The 20,044-nt window shown below is 69.8% G+C and carries 21 protein-coding genes and 1 riboswitch; of the genes, 8 read left to right on the top strand and 13 right to left on the bottom strand.

Features of this window, described 5'->3' with window-relative positions; all coding sequences use genetic code 11:
* Positions 1-31 precede the first annotated feature (31 nt).
* Both ACTWQA_RS36590 and ACTWQA_RS36585 read left to right on the top strand, forming a co-directional pair.
* Positions 32-676, top strand: coding sequence for a DUF998 domain-containing protein (locus ACTWQA_RS36590; protein WP_443163539.1), 645 nt, complete (start codon positions 32-34; stop codon positions 674-676).
* 193 nt (positions 677-869) lie between these two features.
* A complete protein-coding gene (locus tag ACTWQA_RS36585) occupies positions 870-1,535 on the top strand; it encodes an AIM24 family protein (RefSeq protein ID WP_327585095.1) in 666 nt (221 codons plus the stop codon).
* A gap of 34 nt (positions 1,536-1,569) precedes the next feature.
* On the opposite strand, the gene ACTWQA_RS36580 is transcribed toward ACTWQA_RS36585, so the two are convergent.
* The 4 genes from ACTWQA_RS36580 to ACTWQA_RS36565 form a co-directional block, all read right to left on the bottom strand.
* A complete protein-coding gene (locus ACTWQA_RS36580) occupies positions 1,570-2,637 on the bottom strand; it encodes a cellulose binding domain-containing protein (RefSeq protein ID WP_443163538.1) in 1,068 nt (355 codons plus the stop codon).
* A 123-nt stretch (positions 2,638-2,760) separates the two neighbouring features.
* On the bottom strand, positions 2,761-3,597 hold the full coding sequence (locus ACTWQA_RS36575) for a universal stress protein (protein ID WP_443163537.1): 837 nt from the start codon (positions 3,595-3,597) through the stop codon (positions 2,761-2,763).
* Between the two features lie 12 nt (positions 3,598-3,609).
* Positions 3,610-3,963 (bottom strand): hypothetical protein, encoded by a 354-nt coding sequence (locus tag ACTWQA_RS36570; protein ID WP_443163536.1) that lies wholly within the window; start codon positions 3,961-3,963, stop codon positions 3,610-3,612.
* A gap of 38 nt (positions 3,964-4,001) precedes the next feature.
* Positions 4,002-4,607 carry a class I SAM-dependent methyltransferase gene (locus tag ACTWQA_RS36565; RefSeq protein ID WP_305924609.1) on the bottom strand — a complete coding sequence of 202 codons (606 nt, stop codon included), beginning with the start codon at positions 4,605-4,607 and terminating at the stop codon, positions 4,002-4,004.
* A 51-nt stretch (positions 4,608-4,658) separates the two neighbouring features.
* A riboswitch (TPP riboswitch) is annotated at positions 4,659-4,771 on the top strand.
* On the opposite strand from ACTWQA_RS36565, the gene thiC reads away from it, so the two are divergent.
* Positions 4,764-6,428, top strand: a complete 1,665-nt coding sequence (thiC, locus tag ACTWQA_RS36560; RefSeq protein ID WP_443163535.1) for a phosphomethylpyrimidine synthase ThiC — start codon at positions 4,764-4,766, stop codon at positions 6,426-6,428. Its footprint overlaps the riboswitch before it by 8 nt.
* Here the strand turns inward: thiC and ACTWQA_RS36555 are convergent.
* Positions 6,415-7,248, bottom strand: coding sequence for an SCO6745 family protein (locus ACTWQA_RS36555; RefSeq protein WP_443163534.1), 834 nt, complete (start codon positions 7,246-7,248; stop codon positions 6,415-6,417). The two genes, thiC and ACTWQA_RS36555, sit on opposite strands and share 14 nt — an antisense overlap.
* Positions 7,245-8,030 carry an SDR family oxidoreductase gene (locus ACTWQA_RS36550; RefSeq protein WP_443163533.1) on the bottom strand — a complete coding sequence of 262 codons (786 nt, stop codon included), beginning with the start codon at positions 8,028-8,030 and terminating at the stop codon, positions 7,245-7,247. The genes ACTWQA_RS36555 and ACTWQA_RS36550 overlap by 4 nt, the downstream gene beginning before the upstream one ends.
* A gap of 90 nt (positions 8,031-8,120) precedes the next feature.
* Here ACTWQA_RS36550 and ACTWQA_RS36545 point away from each other — a divergent pair, with 90 nt between their 5' ends.
* From ACTWQA_RS36545 to ACTWQA_RS36525, 5 genes are all read left to right on the top strand, one after another.
* On the top strand, positions 8,121-8,498 hold the full coding sequence (locus tag ACTWQA_RS36545; RefSeq protein ID WP_443163532.1) for a hypothetical protein: 378 nt from the start codon (positions 8,121-8,123) through the stop codon (positions 8,496-8,498).
* A 12-nt stretch (positions 8,499-8,510) separates the two neighbouring features.
* Entirely contained in the window at positions 8,511-9,893 is a 1,383-nt protein-coding gene (locus ACTWQA_RS36540; protein WP_443163531.1) for a sensor histidine kinase, read from the top strand.
* Positions 9,890-10,552 carry a response regulator transcription factor gene (locus ACTWQA_RS36535; protein ID WP_443163530.1) on the top strand — a complete coding sequence of 221 codons (663 nt, stop codon included), beginning with the start codon at positions 9,890-9,892 and terminating at the stop codon, positions 10,550-10,552. Before ACTWQA_RS36540 ends, ACTWQA_RS36535 begins: the two co-directional genes overlap by 4 nt.
* A gap of 70 nt (positions 10,553-10,622) precedes the next feature.
* Complete coding sequence (locus ACTWQA_RS36530; RefSeq protein ID WP_443163529.1) at positions 10,623-11,180, top strand: DUF4956 domain-containing protein; 558 nt, start codon at positions 10,623-10,625, stop codon at positions 11,178-11,180.
* Positions 11,177-11,992, top strand: a complete 816-nt coding sequence (locus ACTWQA_RS36525) for a polyphosphate polymerase domain-containing protein (RefSeq protein WP_443163528.1) — start codon at positions 11,177-11,179, stop codon at positions 11,990-11,992. The genes ACTWQA_RS36530 and ACTWQA_RS36525 overlap by 4 nt, the downstream gene beginning before the upstream one ends.
* Here ACTWQA_RS36525 and ACTWQA_RS36520 read toward each other — a convergent pair.
* The 7 genes from ACTWQA_RS36520 to ACTWQA_RS36490 form a co-directional block, all read right to left on the bottom strand.
* Positions 11,944-12,912, bottom strand: coding sequence for an NAD(P)-dependent alcohol dehydrogenase (locus ACTWQA_RS36520; protein ID WP_443163527.1), 969 nt, complete (start codon positions 12,910-12,912; stop codon positions 11,944-11,946). The two genes, ACTWQA_RS36525 and ACTWQA_RS36520, sit on opposite strands and share 49 nt — an antisense overlap.
* Positions 12,913-13,052: 140 nt before the next feature.
* Positions 13,053-14,276, bottom strand: a complete 1,224-nt coding sequence (locus tag ACTWQA_RS36515; protein ID WP_443163526.1) for an acyl-CoA dehydrogenase family protein — start codon at positions 14,274-14,276, stop codon at positions 13,053-13,055.
* 18 nt (positions 14,277-14,294) lie between these two features.
* Positions 14,295-15,140, bottom strand: a complete 846-nt coding sequence (locus ACTWQA_RS36510) for an acyltransferase family protein (protein WP_443163525.1) — start codon at positions 15,138-15,140, stop codon at positions 14,295-14,297.
* Between the two features lie 110 nt (positions 15,141-15,250).
* Complete coding sequence (locus tag ACTWQA_RS36505; RefSeq protein WP_443163524.1) at positions 15,251-17,161, bottom strand: DUF6807 family protein; 1,911 nt, start codon at positions 17,159-17,161, stop codon at positions 15,251-15,253.
* Positions 17,158-18,216, bottom strand: coding sequence for a mandelate racemase/muconate lactonizing enzyme family protein (locus ACTWQA_RS36500; protein ID WP_443163523.1), 1,059 nt, complete (start codon positions 18,214-18,216; stop codon positions 17,158-17,160). Before ACTWQA_RS36500 ends, ACTWQA_RS36505 begins: the two co-directional genes overlap by 4 nt.
* Positions 18,213-19,085, bottom strand: coding sequence for a 5-dehydro-4-deoxyglucarate dehydratase (locus ACTWQA_RS36495; RefSeq protein WP_443163522.1), 873 nt, complete (start codon positions 19,083-19,085; stop codon positions 18,213-18,215). Before ACTWQA_RS36495 ends, ACTWQA_RS36500 begins: the two co-directional genes overlap by 4 nt.
* A complete protein-coding gene (locus ACTWQA_RS36490; protein WP_443163521.1) occupies positions 19,082-19,972 on the bottom strand; it encodes an NAD-dependent epimerase/dehydratase family protein in 891 nt (296 codons plus the stop codon). Before ACTWQA_RS36490 ends, ACTWQA_RS36495 begins: the two co-directional genes overlap by 4 nt.
* Positions 19,973-20,044: the final 72 nt, after the last annotated feature.

Here is a 20,044-nt window from a genome sequence, read left to right as displayed (position 1 = left end):
GTCTTCACATGCCGAACCAAAGGAGGAAACCTTGAACGACATCAAGCAGCGCCGCGGGGCCGGGACGGCGCTCATCGCTAGCGGAGGCATCTTCTTCACCGCCGAGTTCATCGCCGCCGCAGCATGGACGAATCCGCCCTACAGCTACACGCACCACTTCATCAGCAACCTCGGGGTTCACGGCCCCCTAACGGCGTTTGGGCAGTTCATGTACTCCCCGCTCGCGACGGTGATGAATACCGGCTTCTTCTTGTTCGGGCTCGCCGCGCTGACCGGCGTCGTCATGCTGAGGGGACTGCCGGGCAGGTGGCGCTGGGCGATGGTCGCGACGGCGGTGCTGCTGGCGGTCGGCGGCATGCTGGTGGGACTGTTTCCGGGGTCTGACGACAACGGCACGACCGACTACCACGGGCTGGGCGCTCTCATGGCGTTCGTCCCCGGCAACGTGCTTTCCATCTTGATCGGCAGGGCGCATCAGCTCCTAGGAATCTCCCCCAGACTGGGCCGGGCCCTGGTGGTGTTCGGGATACTCGGCTTGGTCTCGCTGGTGGGCTTCGAAACCGTCCTCGTCTCGGATGCCGGCGTCCTCATCGGCCTCTTCGAACGCGGAATCATCTATCCGTTCCTGATCGGCTTCATCATCGTGGGAGCGGCACTACGGAGGCGCCGTCCGTAGGAGCTCAGCGGTGTCGCGAGGGCGCTCGGCGACGGCTCGATGTTCGCGCCCGCGCCCGGCAACGCCATCGTCGCTCACCGCGCTGGTCACGGACGCCGACAGCAGGCGCTGCGCTTGGGTCGATGAGGCGCGTGCGCGGGTGTAGGGCTCTTCCGTACGCTGGCGGCAACATTCCCGTTCGAAGGGTTGAATCGTGCGTAGCTCGATTTTCGGCAATCTCGACGGCCAGCCGCTGCCCGGTGGGTTCGCGCTGGAGAACAAGAAGATGTTGCGGGTCCAGTTGCCTCATGAGGTGCTCGCCAAACAGGGCTCGATGGTCGCCTTTCAGGGGCAGATGGACTTCGATTACGAGGGCGCCGGAGGGCTCGGCAAGCTGTTCAAGAAGGCCGTCACCGGTGAGGGCGCCTCGCTCATGCGGGTCCGTGGTGAGGGACTGCTCTACCTGGCCGACAATGCCGACGACATTCACCTGTTCTACCTGGAGAACGAAGGGCTGACCGTCAACGGGCGGAATCTGCTGGCGTTTCAGCCGCAGCTCACCTGGGACATCCAGCGGGTCCAGGGGGCTGGGGTGGCTGCGGGTGGACTGTTCAACACGACGGTCACGGGGACGGGGTGGGTGGCAGTGACCACGCACGGCACGCCGGTGCTGCTCGACGTCGCCCGCATGCCGACCTTCGCGGATGGGCAGTCGGCGGTCTGCTGGAGCACGGGGCTTCAGGTCGGAGTCAACCGGACGATGAAGGTGGGGGCGTTGATCGGGCGGGGGAGCGGGGAGGCCATGCAACTGGCGTTCAGGGGGCAGGGCTTCGTGCTGGTGCAGGCCAGTGAAGGTGCCCCCATAGTGACAGGCCAGTGAAGGTGCCCCATCGTGACGACGTCATGACGAGCTGCTAGGCGCAGGTCGGCGCGGGGTCGGTGTTGGCGCCGTTCCAGGAGGCGAGGAAGCCGAACGTGGCCGTGGCGCCGGGTGCCAGCGAGCCGTTCCAGCTCACGTTACGCACCGTCACGTCCGCGCCGCTGGCGCTCAGCGTGCCGTTCCAGATCTGGCTGATCTGCTGCCCGTTGGCGAACGCCCACCGGACCGTCCATCCGTTCATCGGTCCGGTGCCGGTGTTCTTGACGGTGACCTCGCCCTGGAAGCCGCCCTGCCACTGGCCGACGTTCTTGTACGTGGCCGTGCATCCGCCAGTGCCGGTGGGGGTCACGGTCGGGGTCACGGTTGGGGTCACGGTGGGGGTTACGGTGGGTGACGGGGTTACGCCGGACAGGGCGTTCACCAGGGACGGGTACCACTTGTCGGAGATCTTCTGGTCGCCCGCCGCGTTCGGGTGCACCCCGTCGTAGGTGTCCGTGCTGGTGCTGAACCCCGTCCACTGGTCCACCACCGTGATCGGCGACTGCTGGGTGGAGGTGGTGGCGGCCCAGCCGGGGATGGCGTTGTTCAGGTTCACGGCGCGCTGGGCGCATTCGGCGCACGTGGACGGGTTCATTGGGATGATCTTGGCGACGAGGATCTTCATGGCGGGGTTGCTCGCCCGCATCTGGTTCACCAGCGTGGTGTACGCGCTGAGGATCGTCGCGGGCGGGATGTTGCTCCACACGTCGTTGGTGCCGAAGTGCATCATGACGATGTCGGGCCGGGTCGCGGCGAGCCAGCCGGGCAGCTGGTTCTGGTTGGCGACGTTCGTGGCCAGGTAGCCGCCGTGTCCCTCGTTGTCGCCGTCGTACGGGACCGAGCAGCCCTGCGCCGGGAGGGTGCCGACGAAGTCGACGTCCGTGTAGCCGGTGCTCTGGAGCTTGTTCCAGAGCAGGGCCCGCCAGCAGCCGGGGGAGCCGGTGATCGAGTCGCCCAGGGGCATGACCCGGATGGCGGCGGCGCTGGCCGGGGTGGTCGTCAAGAACAGCACCGCGCCGGCCGTCGCGAGCAACGCCGCCAGTAACACCCAGGTCTTCCGCATCGTCCGCGCTCCCGTCGTCGCCTGGCGCTGATCGTAAGAGCGCGGCTCGGAGACGGGAAGGCGGCTGCCTGGGCGGAGGGACGCGACCTGCGGCGATGCGTGATCCGGGATGTAACTTTCAAGTCAGGGGCGGACGATGGCGAGCGGGCACGGCGCGTGGTGGAGCAGGGCGTGGCTGATCGAACCCATGATCATCCCAGTCAGCTGACCGTGCCCGCGCGTCCCCACCACCAGCAGGTCGGCCCGCGCCGCCGCTTCCTTGAGCACCTCGATGGGGTGCCCGTGGACGACCTCGGCCACCACCTCCACCCCTGGATGCCGCGACCGGCCGTCGGCGGTCAGCTTCTGCAGCGCCCGGAGGGCGTTCTGCTCGCCGTTGGGGTCGGCCGGTTCGAAGCCGCTCGGGTGTGGCCAGGCCCACGCCTGTACGGCACGCACCCGCGCACCGTGCAACTCGGCCTCGGTGAGGGCGAAGTCGAGTGCGCACAGCCCGCCGGGCGAGCCGTCCACCCCGGCCACGATTTCCCTGCGCGGCGGCCGGGGCAGCTCACGGATGAGGACCACGTTCGTACGGGCGTGCGCGGCCACGCCGTGCGCGACGGACCCGACCAGCAGCCCGCGGATGCCACCGATGCCGCGGCTGCCCACGACCAGCAGCTCGGCGCCTTCGGAAGCGTGGATCAACGCGGTGCGGGGATCGCCGGGCAGCAGCTCGGTGGTCACCTCGACCTCCGGGTGCTCGCGACGGACCCGGTCCTCGGCCGCCGCGAGCACCGTGGTGGCGCCCTCGCGCATCCATCGCCTGACCTCGGCGTAGTGGCTGCTGGGCGTGTCCTCGTACACCCACTTGGCCACGGCGTGGGCCACGACGAGCGGCGTGCGCCGAAGGGCGGCCTCGGCGGTGGCCCACGCGGCGGCTTCCAGCCCGGTGCGTGAGCCGTCCACCCCAACGATGATCACGACGACCGCCTTTCAGGTAAACGCGAAGCACTCCACCTCTGCCCGGCGGAACGGCAGCCCTTTGTCCGTGGAGTCCTTGGTGCACTGGCGCTCGGCTCTGCTGAGCTTCAGCGTGCCGCAGACGGACACGCCGGAGTACGTGCGGCAGTCGAGCGTGGGGTCGGCCTCCCCGATCTGGTACATGGCCTTGACGTCCGCGCGGCACTGGGTCCGCGCCCGCGCCGTGTTGGCGTAGCGGCATTGGGCCATCAAGGTCTCGTACTGCTCCTGGCTGACTTCGTGCTTGTCCATGCCGTCCCCAGCGGCGGTGGTCCCTCCCAACGCGGCCACCACCACGAGTCCTGCGACAGCGGCTATCTTCATCATGGTTTCCCCTGATGGGGACGTACCGCCCAGGGCGCTCGTCAAACCTCGCGCCGGCGCGCCAGCACGCTGAGCCAGGTGCGGTGGGTGGTGCTCAGACCGTGTTCCAGGACCTCGAACCCGGTCGATTCCAGCATCGCCAGCAGCGTGTCGGGGTCGCGGTGCACGAACCACCGGGAGACCTCGGTGTCGTAGGGGATCGGCTCCCATTCCTGCCGGTCGCCGGCCGAGGTGCTCATTCCGAGCACGCCGCCCGGCCGCAGCGCCGCCGACCAGGCGCGCAACGTCGGCTCGGTCTCGTCGGCGGGCACGTGGAGCAGCGCCGCGCAGCACCACAGACCTGCCAGTGAGCCGGGGGCGAGCGGTGGCCTGCGCAGGTCGCCCAGAACCGCGGGCACCCTCTGGGCGGCGGCCAGCCTGGCCATCTCGGTGGAGCGGTCGACCCCCACCACCGGCAGCCCCTGCTCCAGGAACCAGGCCGCGTCGTGCCCAGGACCACACCCCAAATCGGCCACCGGCCCCCGCACCGCCTCGGCGAACCGCTGACGGAAGGCCAGGAAGCCGCCGCTGCGGGTCCGGCTGCGCTCGGCGAAAACCGGGGCGATGCGGTCGTAGGTCGCGGTCGTGCGGGGGGTGGGATCGTCCATCACCCGGATCATGCCAGGTTTGGCGCGGCATCGGGGGTGGGTACGATCACCGCCGTCCAACGCGGGAGCCCGGTACGGACCGGGCTGAGAGGACGGCTGACAGCCGCCGACCGCCAGAACCTGCTCCGGGTAATGCCGGCGAAGGGAGTTTGCGCAATGCATGACGCGCGTTTTACCAAGGTTTACACCGGTGACCTCCGTGTGCCGATGCGTCAGGTGCGCCTGTCGAACGGATCGACGGTGACGTTGTACGACACGTCAGGCCCGCACACCGACCCCGCCATCGAGACCGACGTCAGGCGCGGGCTGCCGCGCCTGCGCGAGCACTGGGTACGCGACCGCCGCGCCGCCGGCCAGCCCGTCACCCAGGTCGGCTGCGCCAGGAAGGGGCTGATCACCAGGGAGATGGAGTTCGTGGCCGTCCGTGAGGGCCTCGACGCCGAGTTCGTCCGCCAGGAGGTCGCGGCCGGCCGGGCCATCATCCCCGCCAACGTCAACCACTCCGAGTCCGAACCGATGATCATCGGCCGCCACTTCCTGGTGAAGATCAACGCCAACATCGGCAACTCGGCCGTGACGTCCTCCATCGAGGAGGAGGTCGAGAAGATGACCTGGGCCACGCGGTGGGGCGCGGACACGATCATGGACTTGTCCACCGGCCCGGACATCCACGAGACCCGCGAGTGGATCATCCGCAACTCGCCGGTCCCGGTCGGCACCGTGCCCATCTACCAGGCGCTGGAGAAGGTCAAGGGCCGTCCTGAGGACCTGTCGTGGGAGGTCTACCGGGACACGCTCGTCGAGCAGTGCGAGCAGGGCGTGGACTACGTGACTGTGCACGCGGGAGTGCGGCTGGCGTACGTGCCGCTCACCGCCGGCCGCAAGACCGGCATCGTCTCGCGCGGCGGCTCGATCATGGCGGCCTGGTGCCTGGCGCACCACCGCGAGAGCTTCCTGTACGAGCACTTCGCCGACATGTGCGAGATCCTCGCTCGTTACGACGTGTCGTTCTCACTCGGGGACGGGCTGCGGCCCGGCTCGATCGCGGACGCCAACGACGAGGCCCAGTTCGCCGAGCTGCGCACGCTCGGCGAGCTGACCAGGATCGCACGTGAGCACGACGTCCAGGTCATGATCGAGGGCCCGGGACACGTGCCCATGCACAAGATCAAGGAGAACGTCGACCTGCAGCGCGAGCTCTGCGACGACGCCCCCTTCTACACGCTCGGGCCGCTGGTCACCGACATCGCCCCGGGCTACGACCACATCACCTCGGGCATCGGCGCCGCCATGATCGGCTGGTACGGCACCGCCATGCTCTGCTACGTCACCCCCAAGGAGCACCTCGGCCTGCCGGACAAGGACGACGTCAAGACCGGCGTGATCACCTACAAGATCGCCGCCCATGCGGCGGACCTGGCCAAGGGGCATCCGCGGGCGCAGGAGTGGGACGACGCGCTGTCGGACGCGCGGTTCGAGTTCCGCTGGGAGGATCAATTCGACCTGTCGCTCGACCCCGACACCGCCCGCGCCTTCCACGACGAGACCCTGCCTGCCGCACCGGCCAAGACCGCGCACTTCTGCTCGATGTGCGGGCCGAAGTTCTGCTCCATGCGGATCAGCCACGACATCCGCCAGGCGGGCTACGCGGAGAAGGCGGAGGAGTTCCGGCAGCGCGGCGGCACCGTCTACGTCGATCAGCCCGGCAGGGTCTCGCCGCCGACCGGGGTCGGCCCCTCGCCCGTGCAGGACGACAGCCTGCCGGGCCAGGCTGAGCGGGACGACGACAGCCTGCCGGGCCAGGTCGTCAGCCGAGGCTGAGCAGGCCCGCGTCCACGACCCGGCGGCCGAAGGGGCGGGCGAGTTCGGCCAGGCGCTCGCAGCCGTCCTCGCCCAGCGCCCCGTACGCGGCCATGGCCAGGGTGTCCGTTCGGTCCTCGAGGTGGCGGCGCAGCGCCTGGCCCGCCGCGCTCAGGGCATCCCCTTCCAGGAGCCCGCGGGCGTGGAGGCCGGCTTCCGCGGCCGTCCACGCCTCCTCCGGCCAGGCACGGCTGATCTTGAGGAAAGCGACGGGGACCTCGCCGCCGGCGGCATGGAGGACCAGGGCTTCCAGGCCGGTGAGGCCTTCGGCGAGGAGGGTGGCCACATGGCCGTCGCCGCGGAACTCGCGGAGCAGGGTCTGAGCGTGCCAGAGCTGCTGGAGCGGGTCGACCGGCCAGGGGAGCGCGGCGTGGGCGGCGAAGAGCGGTCGGCCCTGGGGGTGGTCGCAGGCCGCCGTAGCGGCTCGGCGGGCCAGGTCGAGGGTCTCGGCCAGGTGAGGAAGCTCGTGGATGCCCGCCCGGCGCAGGGCTTCGTCGGCGGCTTCGAGGCGGGCCTCGAGCATCTGCTCCGGCGTCACCACGTCCCAGGCGGCGGGGAGGGAGCGGCGTACGAGGTCGGGGCAGAAGTTGTAGAAGGTGGCGATGACCAGGTCGGCGGAGGCCCGGCCGAAGGCAGCGCCACGCGAGGCGAAATATCCGGACATGCCGGTGAGGCCGAGCCTGGCGTACCGATCGGCGGCCTCGGGAACGAAGTAGATCATGCCGTGCAACGGCTCCAGGCGGCGCCAGGCGCGGCGGGCCGCGGCCGTGTCGCCCGTCATGACGTCGTCAGGGAGTCGATGAAGCGCGACATCCCGGCCAGCCATCGGTCGGGATCCTCCGCCTTGCGGCGCGCGAACTCTCCCACCTCCGGGTGCGGGAAAATGTGGAAGCGCTCGGCCGCCAGGCCCTCGACGACGGTGGTGGCCACGTCGGCCGGGTCGAGGATCGTGCCCGACGCGCCCACCGCGCGGGCGGTCAGGTGGTCCTCCTCCTGGCCACGCTCGTACATGTTCGTCCGCACCCCTTGCGGGCACAACACGCTGACCTTGATGCCCTGGGAGCTGTAGTGCATGGCGACCCACTCGGCGAACGCGATCGCCGCGGCCTTCGTGACCGCGTACGGGGCGTCCCCGGGGCAGCCGATCAGTCCGGCGGCGGAGCAGGTGTTCAGGAGATAGCCGCCGCCGCGGGCGATCATGGAGGGGACGGCGGCGCGGGCGGCGTACACATGGGCCAGGACGTTGACCGCGTACAGGTCGCTCCACTCCTGGTCGGGGGCGTCCAGGCCGTGGCCGCCGATGATGCCGGCGTTGGAGCAGAACAGGTCGACGGGGCCGAACGGGGTGTCCACCAGGGCGGCGACGTTCGCTTCCGATGCCACGTCCACCCGGGCAGGCACCGCGCGCTCGCCGATCTCCTTGGCCACCGCGCTCGCGCCCGCCTCGTCGAGGTCGGCGACCACCACCCCCGCCGCGCCTTCGGCGGCGAACCGCAGGGCCAGCGCCCGGCCGATCCCGCCCGCCGCACCCGTGACCACGACGACCTTGTCCCGCACCTGCATGGATGCTCCTCCTGAACCGACCGCCCGGTATGTAGAACCATATTCTATACGGGCGCGATCAGATGAGAGCTTTCTCATCTGGGCTTCAGCGTGGTCTCCTCGAAGGGCATCAAGGTCGATGGCATGAGACAGCGGGCAATGGTGATGCTGTTCGGGCTGGGTGCGGCGGTGGCCGGAATCCTGTCGGTGGGGCTGGTCAATGCGGCCGATCGGGGCTCTGATCTGGGTGAGCCCGTCGTGGTCTCGCCATCCCCTTCGGCCTCGCCTGATCGAAGCCAGTCCCCGTCGCCAGGCCGGAGCCAGTCAGGCGATGCGGCCCATACGCCCGAGAAGACCGAGAGCAAGCGGCCGACTCCACGCAAGACCAAGGCCGAGCCGGTCAAACCGCCATCCCCCAGGCCAGGCGGCGGCGATGATGATGGCGGCGACGACGATGATGATGGTGGGGACGACGACGGTGACGACTGATGGGGAGACCGCATGCGAGTGAGCGCCCGTGCCCGGATCGTGGGCTGGATGCTCGCCGTCGTCGGCCTCGCCCTGTCAGTCTCGATCTTCGCGACCTGGACCTTCCTCCAGACGAACCTCGACAACCGGGTGCAGCACGAGCTCGAGAACGAGGTCGACAAGCTGCGTAGGTACGCGGACAACAGCCGCGCCATCAGGGACGTCGAGGTCCTGCTTGAGGGATACCTCGCGATCAACTCGCCGGACCGGCATGAGACTTTCTTCAGCATCGTCGACGGCCAGCCACACAGGATCACGGCGATCCCGCCGCCCGTGCGCCTCGACACCGACGACGACCTGGTGGCGCGGCTGGCCGCGGCCACCAGGACGGTCAGCGGAAATGTCGAGAGCGCCGGGGGGAGGGTCCGATACGCGGTCATCCCGGTCAGGGTGACCGCCGACCCCCGCGCCGCCCACTTAGTGGTGGCGATCTTCTACGACAGGCACCGTAATGAGATCGTGGAGGCGGTGCGGGTGCTCGGGCTGTCCGCCTTGGCCGCGATGGCGCTGGCCGGGGCGGCCGGGTGGTTCGTGGCCGGGCGGGTGCTGGCGCCGGTCCGGCTGGTCAGCCAGACGGCCGAGCAGATCAGCGACTCCTCCGACCTGACCCGCCGGCTGGACGTGCCGGGGGACGACGACGTGGCCGCGCTCGCCGGTACGTTCAACCACATGCTCGACCGACTGGAACGCGCCTTCTTAGTACAGCGGAACTTCCTGGACGACGCCGGGCACGAGCTGCGTACGCCGATCACCGTCATCCGCGGTCACCTGGAGCTCATGGGCGACGACCCGGCCGACCGCGCCGAGACGCTCGCCCTCGTCACCGACGAGCTGGAGCGTATGAACCGCATCGTCGACGACCTTCTCACGCTCGCCAAGGCCGAGCAGCCGGGGTTCCTGGCCGTGGACACCGTCGAGCTGGCCGACCTTACGGTCAGCGTGGTCGCCAAGGCGCGGGCGCTCGGCGAGCGGAAATGGCGGGTGGACGAGGTGGCCGAGGCCCGCGTGCCGGCCGACCGCCAGCGGCTCACGCAAGCGCTCATGCAGCTGGTCGCCAACGCTTTCCGGCACACGAAGGATGGCGACCTGATCGCCGTCGGGTCCGCCGTCCGGGATGGCCGGGTCGATTTGTGGGTACGCGACAGCGGTCCCGGGGTGGCGGTCGCGGATCGGGAGCGCATCTTCAGCCGGTTCGCCCGCGGGGCGGGCCGTACCGGCGCCCTCGACGGGTCCGGGCTCGGCCTCGCCATCGTCAAATCCATCGCCGAGGCCCATGGGGGCCAGGTGCAGGTGACCGAGGCTCCGGGCGGCGGGGCCTGTTTTGTCATGTCCATCCCGCTGTGGGAGGTGCGGTGAACCGCATTCTGATCGCCGAGGACGAGGCCAGGATCGCCTCTTTCGTGGAGAAGGGGCTGCGGGCCAACGGGTTCGTGACCGCCGTGGTGGGGGACGGGCTCGCGGCGTACGACCTGGCGTGCGCGGGCGGGTTCGACCTGCTCATCCTGGACATCGGGTTGCCGTTGAGCGATGGTTTCACGGTGTTGCGGCGGTTGCGGGAGTCCAAGGTGACCATCCCGGTGATCATCCTGACCGCCCGCGACAGCGTCACCGACACCGTGGCGGGGCTGGAGGGCGGCGCGGACGACTACATCGCCAAGCCCTTCGCCTTCGAGGAACTGCTGGCCCGCGTGCGGCTGCGGCTGCGGGCCGAGCGCACGCCCGAGGTGACCGTGCTGCGCGTGTCGGATCTGTCGCTGGATCTGCGGACCAGGCGGGCTTACGTGGGGGATCGGGCGGTGGACCTGTCCACCAGGGAGTTCGCGCTGGCGGAGATCTTCTGCCGGCACCCGGACCAGGTGCTGACCCGCGAGCAACTGCTCAGCCACGTGTGGGGGTTCGACTTCGACCCCGGCTCGAACGTCGTGGACGTCTACGTGCGGTACCTGCGTCGCAAAATCGGCGCGGACCGGATCGAGACCGTACGCGGCACGGGATACCGCATGAGAGTCGCCTAATCATCACCTCACGGCTGCTTCACCGGCCTCCTCCAGGCTGTTCATCAACAGGACAGAAAGAGGAGGGACCGTGTTCACCGGACTGGCGATGGACCTCGTGGCGATCATCTTGCTCGCCTACGGCATCTACTATCGGCGCCACCACAGGCGCGATCTGCTGTTCGCCTACATCGCGTTGAACGTGGGCATCTTCGCGGTGGTGTCGCTGCTGCTGGTCCAGCGGGTCGACATCGCCGTCGGATTCGGGCTGTTCGGGCTGCTGTCGATCATCCGGCTGCGCTCCAGCGAGATCACCCAGCAGGAGATCGCCTACTACTTCGTCGCGATCGTGCTGGGGCTGGTCAACGGGATCGCGGCGGCGATGCCGCTGACGGCGCTCACCCTGAACGGGGTGCTGCTCGTCGTGATATACGTCGCCGACCACCGCGGGCTACTCGGCCGCACCCGCCAGCAGCTCGTGACGCTGGACGTCGTGCACGCGGACCCGGAGCTGCTGAAGGCCGACCTGGAGAGCCGGCTGCGGGCCCGGGTGCTGCAGGCCATGGTCACTCAGGTGGACTACGTACGCGACGTGACCGTCGTGGACGTGCGCTACGTGGTGCCGGACATGAAGGCGAGGGTGCGGTGAACGCGGACGTGGTGCTCGCCGGGGTCGCCGCGGGGGCGGCGGCGATCGAGCTCGAGGACGTGCCGGAGTTGATGAGCCGGGTGGACTCCAAGTACATCGTGCCGGCCGCGACCATGGTCAGGCTCGCCGCCGAGCTGGGTGACCGGTTCGCGGTGTTGCGGATCGACGGGCGGCGGCAGTTCCGCTACACCTCGACGTACTTCGACACGCCGGACCTGGTCACCTTCCGGCAGCATCGGCAGGACCGGCGCCGCCGGTTCAAGCTCCGGACGCGGACGTACCTGGACGGGGGCGGCCGGTGGCTGGAGCTCAAGCTCAGCGGGGCACGCGGCAGCACCGACAAACACCGCATCCCCTACGACGACGCGCCGGCGCACGCGCTCACCGCGGAGGCGCTGGACTTCGTGAGCGACACCCTGGTGCGTGAGCTCCGCCTGACCATGCCCCGCCCGCTGGGGCCGGTCCTGTCCACCGACTACAAGAGGGTGACCCTGGTGGACCGGGCGGGAATGGCCCGCCTCACCTGCGACACCGGCCTGGTCTGCCGCGGTGCGGGGCGGGTCGTGCCCGCCCGCAGGGACCTGGTCCTGCTGGAGTCGAAGTCCGCGGACGGCAAGGCGGCCGTCGATCGGGTGTTACGGGGGATGGGGGTGCGGCCGGTGAGCGTGAGCAAATATTGCATCGCCGTCGCCACCCTCCGCGACCGCCGCGCCAACCGGTGGCATCCCGTGGTGCACCGCTACCTCGAGCCCGAGCCGGCGGTTCAGACGGCGATGACGACTTTGCCCCTGGCGTGTCCTTCTTCCAGGTAGCGGATCGCCTCCGCCGCCTCGTTCAGCGCGTACGTCCGGTCGATGACCGGGATGATCGTCTTGTCGTCGAGGAGGTCGTGCAGGGCGGTGAGCGTGTCCTTGCTCGGGCGTGCCACGTAGTTCACGAGCCTCTGGCCGCCGAACAGGAACATCAGCTTCCCCCCGATGATCCGGTTCATGGGGCCGGCCCAGCGACCGCCGCTGCCGGAGTTGGGGATGAACGTCCCGCGGGTGGTCAGAACGCGTCTGATCGCCGACAGGGGATGGTTGCCGACGTTGTCGAGGATGAGGTCATAGCGCCGGCCGCCGCGGGTGAAGTCTTCTTTGGTGTAGTCGAGGACGTGGTCGGCGCCGATGGAGCGGACCATCTCGACGTTGCCGGTGCTGCACACCCCGGTCACCTCGGCGCCCAGAGCTTTGGCGATCTGCACCGCGAAGGTGCCCACTCCGCCCGCGGCGCCGTTGACCAGCACCCGGTGCCCGGGCCGGACCCGTCCCACGTCGCGGAGGCCGAGCAGGGCGGTGACCGCCGCCGTCGGCACGGCCGCCGCCTGCTCGAACGTCAAGTTGGCCGGTTTCCTCAGCACCGCCGCGTCCTGGCGGACGGAGACGTATTCGGCGAGCGCTCCCTCGGCGCAGCCGAACACCTCGTCGCCCGGTTGTAACTCGGTGACATTCGCGCCCACTGCCTCGACGTGCCCCGCGAAGTCGGCGCCCAGGCCGTTGGCCTTGGGGCGGGTCAGGCCGGCCACCGCGCGGAAGATGTAGGGCGCGCCCCGCATGAAATGCCAGTCGCCGGCGTTGACCGCGGCTGCTCGGACGCGGACCAGCACGTCGTCGTCCCCGACCGCCGGCAGGCCGGTGTCCTGGAGAGTGAGCACGCTGGGCGGGCCGTAGGCGTAGAAGCGGATCGCCTTCATGAGACTCCTTGTTCATCTTGCTCTGTCTGGTGTAATAAATTTCTGACAGGTATAACCGTAACATTCGCCTCCCGACCCGGCAATGGCATGAAAAAGCCCCGGAGACGAGCACGTCGTTCCGGGGCGGGAGGGGCGGAGGACTACAGAGGAAGGCCGCCGGTGGCCGCGCTCGTCGAGCCGGTCGCCCGATAGGCGGCGATCGTGCGTTCGGCGATGCGCATCTGGTGGATCTCATCGGCACCGTCGGCGAAGCGGGCCCAGCGGGCGTGCTGGAACATGCTCGCCAGCGGCGTGTCCGTCGAATATCCCAGCGCCCCGTGCACTTGGATCGCCCGGTCCACGATCCGGTTGAGGCTGTTGGCCACGAAGTGCTTGGCCATCGACACCTCGGTGCGGAAATCCTCACCCTTGTCGATCTTGGAGGCGGCGTGCAGCACCATCAGCTTGCACTGGTACAGCTCCATGGTCGAGTCGGCGATCATCCACTGGATGCCCTGCTTCTCGGCCAGCAGGGAGCCGTGGCTGTAGCGGTTGAGCGCGCGGTCCACCATCATGTCCAGCGCGGTCTCCGCCTGCGAGATCCACCGCATGCAGTGCGCGAGCCTGGCCGGACCGAGGCGATACTGGCCCAGGCGGTGGCCGTTGCCCCGTCCGCCCAGGATCTGGTCGTCGGGCACGCGGAGGTCCTGGATGTGGATCTCGCTGTGGCCGGTCGAGCCGTGCATGGTCTCGACCTCGCGCACGTCGTTCCAGCCCGGGCTGGGCAGGTCCACGAGAAAGGCGGTGGTGGCGCCGCGCGACCCCTCCGGCACGTCCGGCTCCGTCCTGGCGATGAGGATGGCGAAGGTGGCGCGCCGGGCATTGGAGATGAACCATTTGTGACCGTTGATCACCCATTCGTCGCCGTCGCGTACGGCTTCGGTGCGGATCAGCGTGGGGTCGGAACCCGCCACCTCCGGCTCGGTCATCGCGAAGCAGGACATCTGCGTGCCGTCGAGCAGCGGGCGCAGGTATTTCTCCTTCTGTTCGTCCGTCGCCCAGTGCAGCAGCGTGTGCATGTTGCCCTCGTCGGGGGCCATGCAGTTGAGCACCCACGGGCCGACGCGGGTCTTGGCCGCCTCCGACTGCACCATGGCCAGCTCCACGTGGCCCAGCCCCATGCCGCCCCACTCCTTCGGCATGTGCGGCAGCCACAGGCCCTCGGCCTTCGCCTGTGAGCGCAGCCGGACGAGGGTCCGCAGGTACGCGTCGCGGTCGTGCTCCTTCACCTCCTCCATCGCGGGGATGACGGTGCCCTGGATGAAGGCGCGGACCCGCTTGCGGATCTCCTCGTGCTCGGGGGCGAGGGTGAAATCGATGGCCACCTCCCCGAAAGTACTCTCTCAGCTGGGTTTGCGCAGCGGGGTGAAGGCCCAGGACATGCGGGGCTCGACCGCCCAGTGGAAGAGCTTGCGCACCGGCGGCGTGCACAGCAGCGTGGCCGCGACCAGGCCGAGCCCGATCGACGGCAGCAGGCCCAGCCTGATCGCCGTGCCGGTGAGGTCGTCCACGCCGATCTCCGTGTTCGACAGCCGCCACCTGATCCACTCCGTCGGCACGGCGGCGTGCACGAGCAGCGCCGTCGCCAGCCCCAGGCCGAGCACGCAGGCCCCGGCCAGCCTCATGTACGGCCTGCGCAGCCACTGGAAGTGCTCCGGCTTCAACATCAGCCCCAGCACGTAGAAGGGCAGCAGGCCGAACGTGCGGTTCATGGACAGCTCGTCGAGCAGCTTGCTCATCCCGGTCACCAGCGACAGCACGACCGCGACCAGCAACGGCCACCTGAGCTGCTGCCACACCGGCGTGGAGAGCCGCCACAGGAACAACGACATCAGGAACCAGGTCAGATAGTACGGCTCCAGCAGGCTCAGCTCGAACTTCCCGTAGAGGAACAGCCGGGGCAGCGAGTACGCCAGCTCGAAGATCACGTACGGCACCGCGAGCGTGGAGATCAGCTTGCGTGCCTTGCCCGCCCCGAACGTGAACTTCCGCGACAGGTAGCCGGTGAGCACGATGAACAGCGGCATGTGGAAGACGTACACGCAGAAGTAGAGCGCGTGCGCGATGGGCGCGTCCCGCTGGTTCTCGATGAGGTGACCGCACACGACGAGCAGGATGGCCAGGTATTTGGTGTTGTCGAAGAACGGATCCCTGGCGGTGACAGGCTCGGCAATTACGGCCGTGCTCACAGGCTCGCCTTCGGCGACCCTGTGAGCACGGCGCTGCTGTGTCTATTGGTTCGCTCGCTCACAGGCAACGCACCCTAGCCAGGCTCATGGAACCGCCAGGAAACCGCGGGTTAAACCTCGGCGGCCAGCTCCGCCACCTGGGCGTGGTCGAGCCGCCCGTCCGCGACGATCGTGACCACCCGCCGGGTCAGCGTGTCCTCGACGACCAGCGGCCGGTCCCACGCCAGCGCCTGCCCGACGCCCGGATACTCCTCGACTCGCACGAACCACGCGTCGCCGTCGTCCTGGACGAACACCAGCGTCCAGTCCCGCCCCTCCGGGTCCGTGCCGGACATGGCGATCCACCGGTCCCGGCTGCCGTGCACGGCCTGCTCGTCGCCCGGCAGAGTCGTCCGGGCGGTGGAAGTCCCTGGCGCGCGCCAGAAGAAGCCGCCGTAACCCGCGCCCACCCGGCCCTTGGTGGCCGAGCTGTTGATCTCCACAGGCGCACCGGTGAGGTTGGTGAGCGTGAACGTGAAGTCCAGGGCCCACGCCTCGCCGACCGGCCGCGCGAGCACCGTCCGCTCCTCGCGTGCCATGAGCCGCCCGTCCGGGCCGATCCACTCCAGCTGCTCGGTGAAGCCGTCGTCGTCGAGCCGCGAGAACGCCCGGTGCCGCTGGCTGCCATGATCGCCGAGCCAGGCCGGACCCTGGTCCTTCACGTACGTGCGGCCGCCCCAGAAGTTCGCCCCGCCCAGGTCGGAGATCGCCACGCCGACCCCGAGGTGGTGCACGTGGTCCTCGGGCCGGACCTGGGTGACCTCGATGCCGCCCAGGGTCCGCACCCCGTGCAGGTACGGGCGCGGCGAGTCCGTGGCCGGGAGGTCCGGCTGCACCTCGTAGTCGGCCACCGGCGTGCCGGCGGCCAGGAGCCGCACCTTCGTCCACGGCGCGTCCAGCTCCGAGTAGAGGGCCAGCTCGTCCGCGCTGCGGGCCGTCAGGTCCGCGATGCCGGGCAGGAACCGGTAGGCGACCTCGTCCGAGCCGGGCTCCCGTGCGAGGAGCTGGTGCCGCTCGGGGATCGGCAGCGGCTCCGGCGCCAGCCGCACCGCGTCGAGCACCTGCGTGAACGTCTCGGTCCGGGAGAGCGGCACCAGCAGGTCCACGCCCGTACGGACATGATCGATGAGGTTCTCCAGCAGGTTGGTGCGCTCGTACACGGTGGTCGTGACCGACCCGTCCGCGTGCTCGACCTTGAGCTGGTCCTGGGTGTAGACGAGCGTGGCGCGGCCCTGGTCGCCATGCACGACCAGGTACGGCTCGTGCCGCTCGGACGCGCACAACGTCACCGCGATCGTGACCACGAGACCGTCGTCCATCCGGATCCGCACGCACGACGTGTCGTCCGACTCGATCGGGTTGGCGTGGTAGAGCTCGGTCTCGATCTCCGCGATCGGGCCGTCCACCAGCGCCAGCGCGGTCGCCACGGCATGCGCGAACGGGTTGGTCAGCGCGCCGTCCACCACGTCCACGCCGTTGAGGCGGCGCTTCCCCGACCAGGCCGAGCGGGTGAAGTACGTCGACGGGCGTTCCCACGCGCCGGCTCCGCCGATGCCGCGCACCCGGCCGAGCGCGCCGCTCGCGATCAGCTCACGCACCGCGGGCACGGCCGCCGACCCGAGCGACTGGAACCCGACCTGGCAGGCCAGCCCGGTCTCGGCCACGGCCGCCGCGATGCGCCCATGTTCGGCGGGGCTGGGCGCGGGCGGCTTCTCCAGCAGCACGTGGGAGCCCGCGTGCAGGGCGGTCACCGCGAGGTCGGCGTGCGTGTGGATGGGCGTGCAGATGATCGTGATCTCCGCGCCGGTCTTCTCGATCAGCGCGCCGAGATCGGACGACTGCAGGGGCGAGGCGAAGTCGACCTCCACCGGCCGCACGTCGCAGATCCCGGCCAGCTCGACCAGCCCTCGCTCGGCGAGGCTGCGCAGGTTGCGCAGGTGGTGCTGCCCGTGCCCATTCGCCCCCGCCAGAACGACCTTCATCGTCGTGCCCACCTCAGTCCCAGCCCTTCGTGCTCGCCCACCCGCAGCACGCCGTCCGACACGACCACCGGATACGGCTCCTCCAGGAGCCCGAGCGTGGCGAACGACGCGTCCTCCACATCCTCCGCCATGATCGGCAGTGGCAGCGCCAGGGCCAGTTGCCCGGACACGTCCGGGAGCAGGTGTGGGTAGACGGGCACGTCGTACGTCCTGGCCAGCTCCACGATGCGCAGGAACGGCGTGATGCCGCCGACCCGCACCACGTTCGGCTGCACGACGTCGCACGCGCCGGCCGCCAGCAGGTCGCGGAAGCCGTACGTCGTGTAGACGTTCTCGCCCACCGCGACCGGCACGTCGATGGAGCGGCGCAGCTCCACGTGGGCGGCCACGTCGTCGGCCGGCAGCGGCTCCTCGATCCAGTGCAGGTCGAACTCGCGCAGCGCGGCCAGAGCCCGCCGGGCCCGGTGCAGGTCCCACCGCTGGTTGGAGTCGATCATCAGCAGCCGGTCGGGCCCGAGCACCTCGCGTACCGCGGCCACCCGCGCCACGTCCTCGGCCAGGTCGGGACGACCGACCTTGATCTTGACACCCTTGTATCCGGCCGCCATCCACCGCCTGACCTGCTCGAGGAGTTCCTCCAGCGAGTAGTGCAGGTTGACGCCGCTGCCGTAGACCGGGACCTCGTCGCGCCGCCGGCCCAGCACGTCGGCCAGGCCGGCCTCGCCGCAGCGCAGATCCCACAACGCCAGGTCGATGCCGGCCAGCGCGATCGTGGTGATCCCGCCGGGTCCGGCTTCACGCAGGTGCCGCCAGAGCCGGTCCCACACGACTTCGGGGTGCGCGGGCAGCCCGATCAGCGCCTCCCGCAGGTCGTGGTCGAGCAGCGCCCGTACGGCGTGCGCGCCGATCTGCGGCGTCCACGAGAACCCCGTCCCGGTGCGCCCGTCCTTCAGCGTGACGTGCGTGACGATCACGTGGTTGGCGGGCACGTCCGGGCCCCACGGCCGGGGCAGCGGGGCGGTGCGCAGCTCGGTACGCAGGTCCGCGATGGTCATGACGTCGCCAGCTCCAGCCCCGTCTTGATCAGCGTCTCCAGCTCCTCCAGGTGCTCGTCGGTCACGTCCACCAGCGGCGGGCGGACCGGGCCCACGTCCAGGCCGCGCAGCCGTACCCCGGCCTTGACCAGGGCGACCGGGTAGCCCGGGACCTTGCCGCGCAACCGCACGAGCGGGGCGTAGAACTCCGTCAGCAGCCGCTCGTCACCGTTCAGATAAGCCAGCGCGATCTCCGGCGCGAACGCGAACACCGCGCTCGAGTAAAGCTCCACGCCGATGCCCCGATACGCGGGCATGGTCAGCTCGGCCGTCGGCAGCCCGTTGAAGAACAGGAAGTCCGGGTAGGTCTCCCGGATCGCCAGCACGGTCCGCTGCATCCGGTCGATGTCGCCGAGGCCGTCCTTGAGCCCGATCACTCCGGGGATCCCGGCCAGCTCCACCGCGGCGTCCGGCTCCAGCACCACCGTTCCGCGCTGGTAGACGATCACCGGCAGCTCCGCGGCCACCGCCTCCACATACGCCTTGAACCCGTGCCCAGGCCCCTGCGCCAGGTAAGGCGGCATGAGCAGCAACCCGTCGGCCCCCGCCTCCCGCGCCGCCCGCGCCTGGTTCAGCGCCGCGCCGAGCGATCCGCCCGCCCCGGCGAACAGCGGCACGCGCCCGTCCACGACCTCGGCCGCCACCCGCACCGCCCGCTCGTGCTCCGCCTCCGACAACGCGGAGAACTCGCCGGTGCCGCACGCCACGAACACCCCGCCGGGACCGTGCGCCATGCCCTGCCGGATGTGCTCGGCCAGCACCTGCTCGGCGAGTGTGCCGTCGGCGGCGAACGGGGTCACGGGAAAGAACAGCACACCGCTGAGATTCATAGAGATTCCTTGAGTTCGGTACGCCAACTACGCTTCGCCTGCCAGCCCAGCAACCGCTCCGCCTTGGACGTCGAAAAGGCCGGGGAGGTCCCGGTGAGGCCCGCCGCGAACGGCTCCGTGCCCGGGATGACCTGGGGGAGCAGCTCGGCCAGCGGTTTCCTGGCCAGCGCGTCCGCGGCGCCGACGAAGAACACCTCGCCGTTCGGCAGCTCGGGCAGCGCCTCGATGAGCACGCCCACCATCTCGGAGGCGTCACGGGAGTCGACGTAGTTGAACAGCGACACCCCGCCCAGCTCCGGCCGGTCCAGCCGCTCGTTGACGGTGTGCCCCGACTGCGTGGGCGCGCCGGCCCACTCCTCCGGAGGGATGACGAAACACGGCCTGATCGCGGCCAGCTTCGTCGTCCCCGCCTCGGCGAACGCCTTCATGGTCTGCTCAGCCGCCACCTTGGACAGGTTGTAGGCGTTCCACGGCCGCACCGGGTGGTCCTCGTCGATCGGCAGGTACGCCGGCGCCCACCCGCGCGGAGCGCCGTAGCCGATCACGGTCGGGCTGCTGGCCACCACCACGTTCCGCACGCCCAGGGCCACCGACGCCTCGCAGACGTTGAACGCCAGCTGCGTGTTGACCCGGTAGATCACCGACTCCGGCCGGCTGAACGGCGTGGCGATGGCGGCCAGATGGATCACCGACTCCGGCCGGAATCTGGCGATCACCTCGAACGCCTCTCCCGTGTTCGTGAGGTCGGCAGGGAGGGTGGCCGCGGCCTCCGCCGGCGTGCCCGGCGCGCTGTCCACGCCGATGACCTCGTGCCCGGCCGCCGCGAGCGTGCTGACCACGCTGCGGCCGAGGCGTCCTGCACTTCCGGTGATGAGGACTCTGCTCACCGTGAGGGGCTCCTTCAAGACTGCAAACAGTTGCACTAAACCTTTGTGTCCCCGGACCCAGGGCGTCAAGAG

Origin of the sequence: Nonomuraea sp. 10N515B, assembly GCF_052245915.1 — a bacterium.
Classification (GTDB): domain Bacteria; phylum Actinomycetota; class Actinomycetes; order Streptosporangiales; family Streptosporangiaceae; genus Nonomuraea.
The sequence above is the reverse complement of the archived record's forward strand: the minus strand, read 5'-3'. Positions and strand labels throughout refer to the sequence as shown.

What these genes read in the sequence shown, in the direction of transcription:
- ACTWQA_RS36580 (WP_443163538.1), bottom strand. Translation starts at nt 2,637, where the DNA reads ATGCGGAAGACCTGGGTGTTACTGGCGGCGTTGCTCGCGACGGCCGGC.
- ACTWQA_RS36570 (WP_443163536.1), bottom strand. Translation starts at nt 3,963, where the DNA reads ATGATGAAGATAGCCGCTGTCGCAGGACTCGTGGTGGTGGCCGCGTTG.
- ACTWQA_RS36565 (WP_305924609.1), bottom strand. Translation starts at nt 4,607, where the DNA reads ATGGACGATCCCACCCCCCGCACGACCGCGACCTACGACCGCATCGCC.
- thiC (WP_443163535.1), top strand. Translation starts at nt 4,764, where the DNA reads ATGCATGACGCGCGTTTTACCAAGGTTTACACCGGTGACCTCCGTGTG.
- ACTWQA_RS36555 (WP_443163534.1), bottom strand. Translation starts at nt 7,248, where the DNA reads ATGACGGGCGACACGGCCGCGGCCCGCCGCGCCTGGCGCCGCCTGGAG.
- ACTWQA_RS36550 (WP_443163533.1), bottom strand. Translation starts at nt 8,030, where the DNA reads ATGCAGGTGCGGGACAAGGTCGTCGTGGTCACGGGTGCGGCGGGCGGG.
- ACTWQA_RS36540 (WP_443163531.1), top strand. Translation starts at nt 8,511, where the DNA reads ATGCGAGTGAGCGCCCGTGCCCGGATCGTGGGCTGGATGCTCGCCGTC.
- ACTWQA_RS36520 (WP_443163527.1), bottom strand. Translation starts at nt 12,912, where the DNA reads ATGAAGGCGATCCGCTTCTACGCCTACGGCCCGCCCAGCGTGCTCACT.
- ACTWQA_RS36505 (WP_443163524.1), bottom strand. Translation starts at nt 17,161, where the DNA reads ATGAAGGTCGTTCTGGCGGGGGCGAATGGGCACGGGCAGCACCACCTG.
- ACTWQA_RS36500 (WP_443163523.1), bottom strand. Translation starts at nt 18,216, where the DNA reads ATGACCATCGCGGACCTGCGTACCGAGCTGCGCACCGCCCCGCTGCCC.
- ACTWQA_RS36495 (WP_443163522.1), bottom strand. Translation starts at nt 19,085, where the DNA reads ATGAATCTCAGCGGTGTGCTGTTCTTTCCCGTGACCCCGTTCGCCGCC.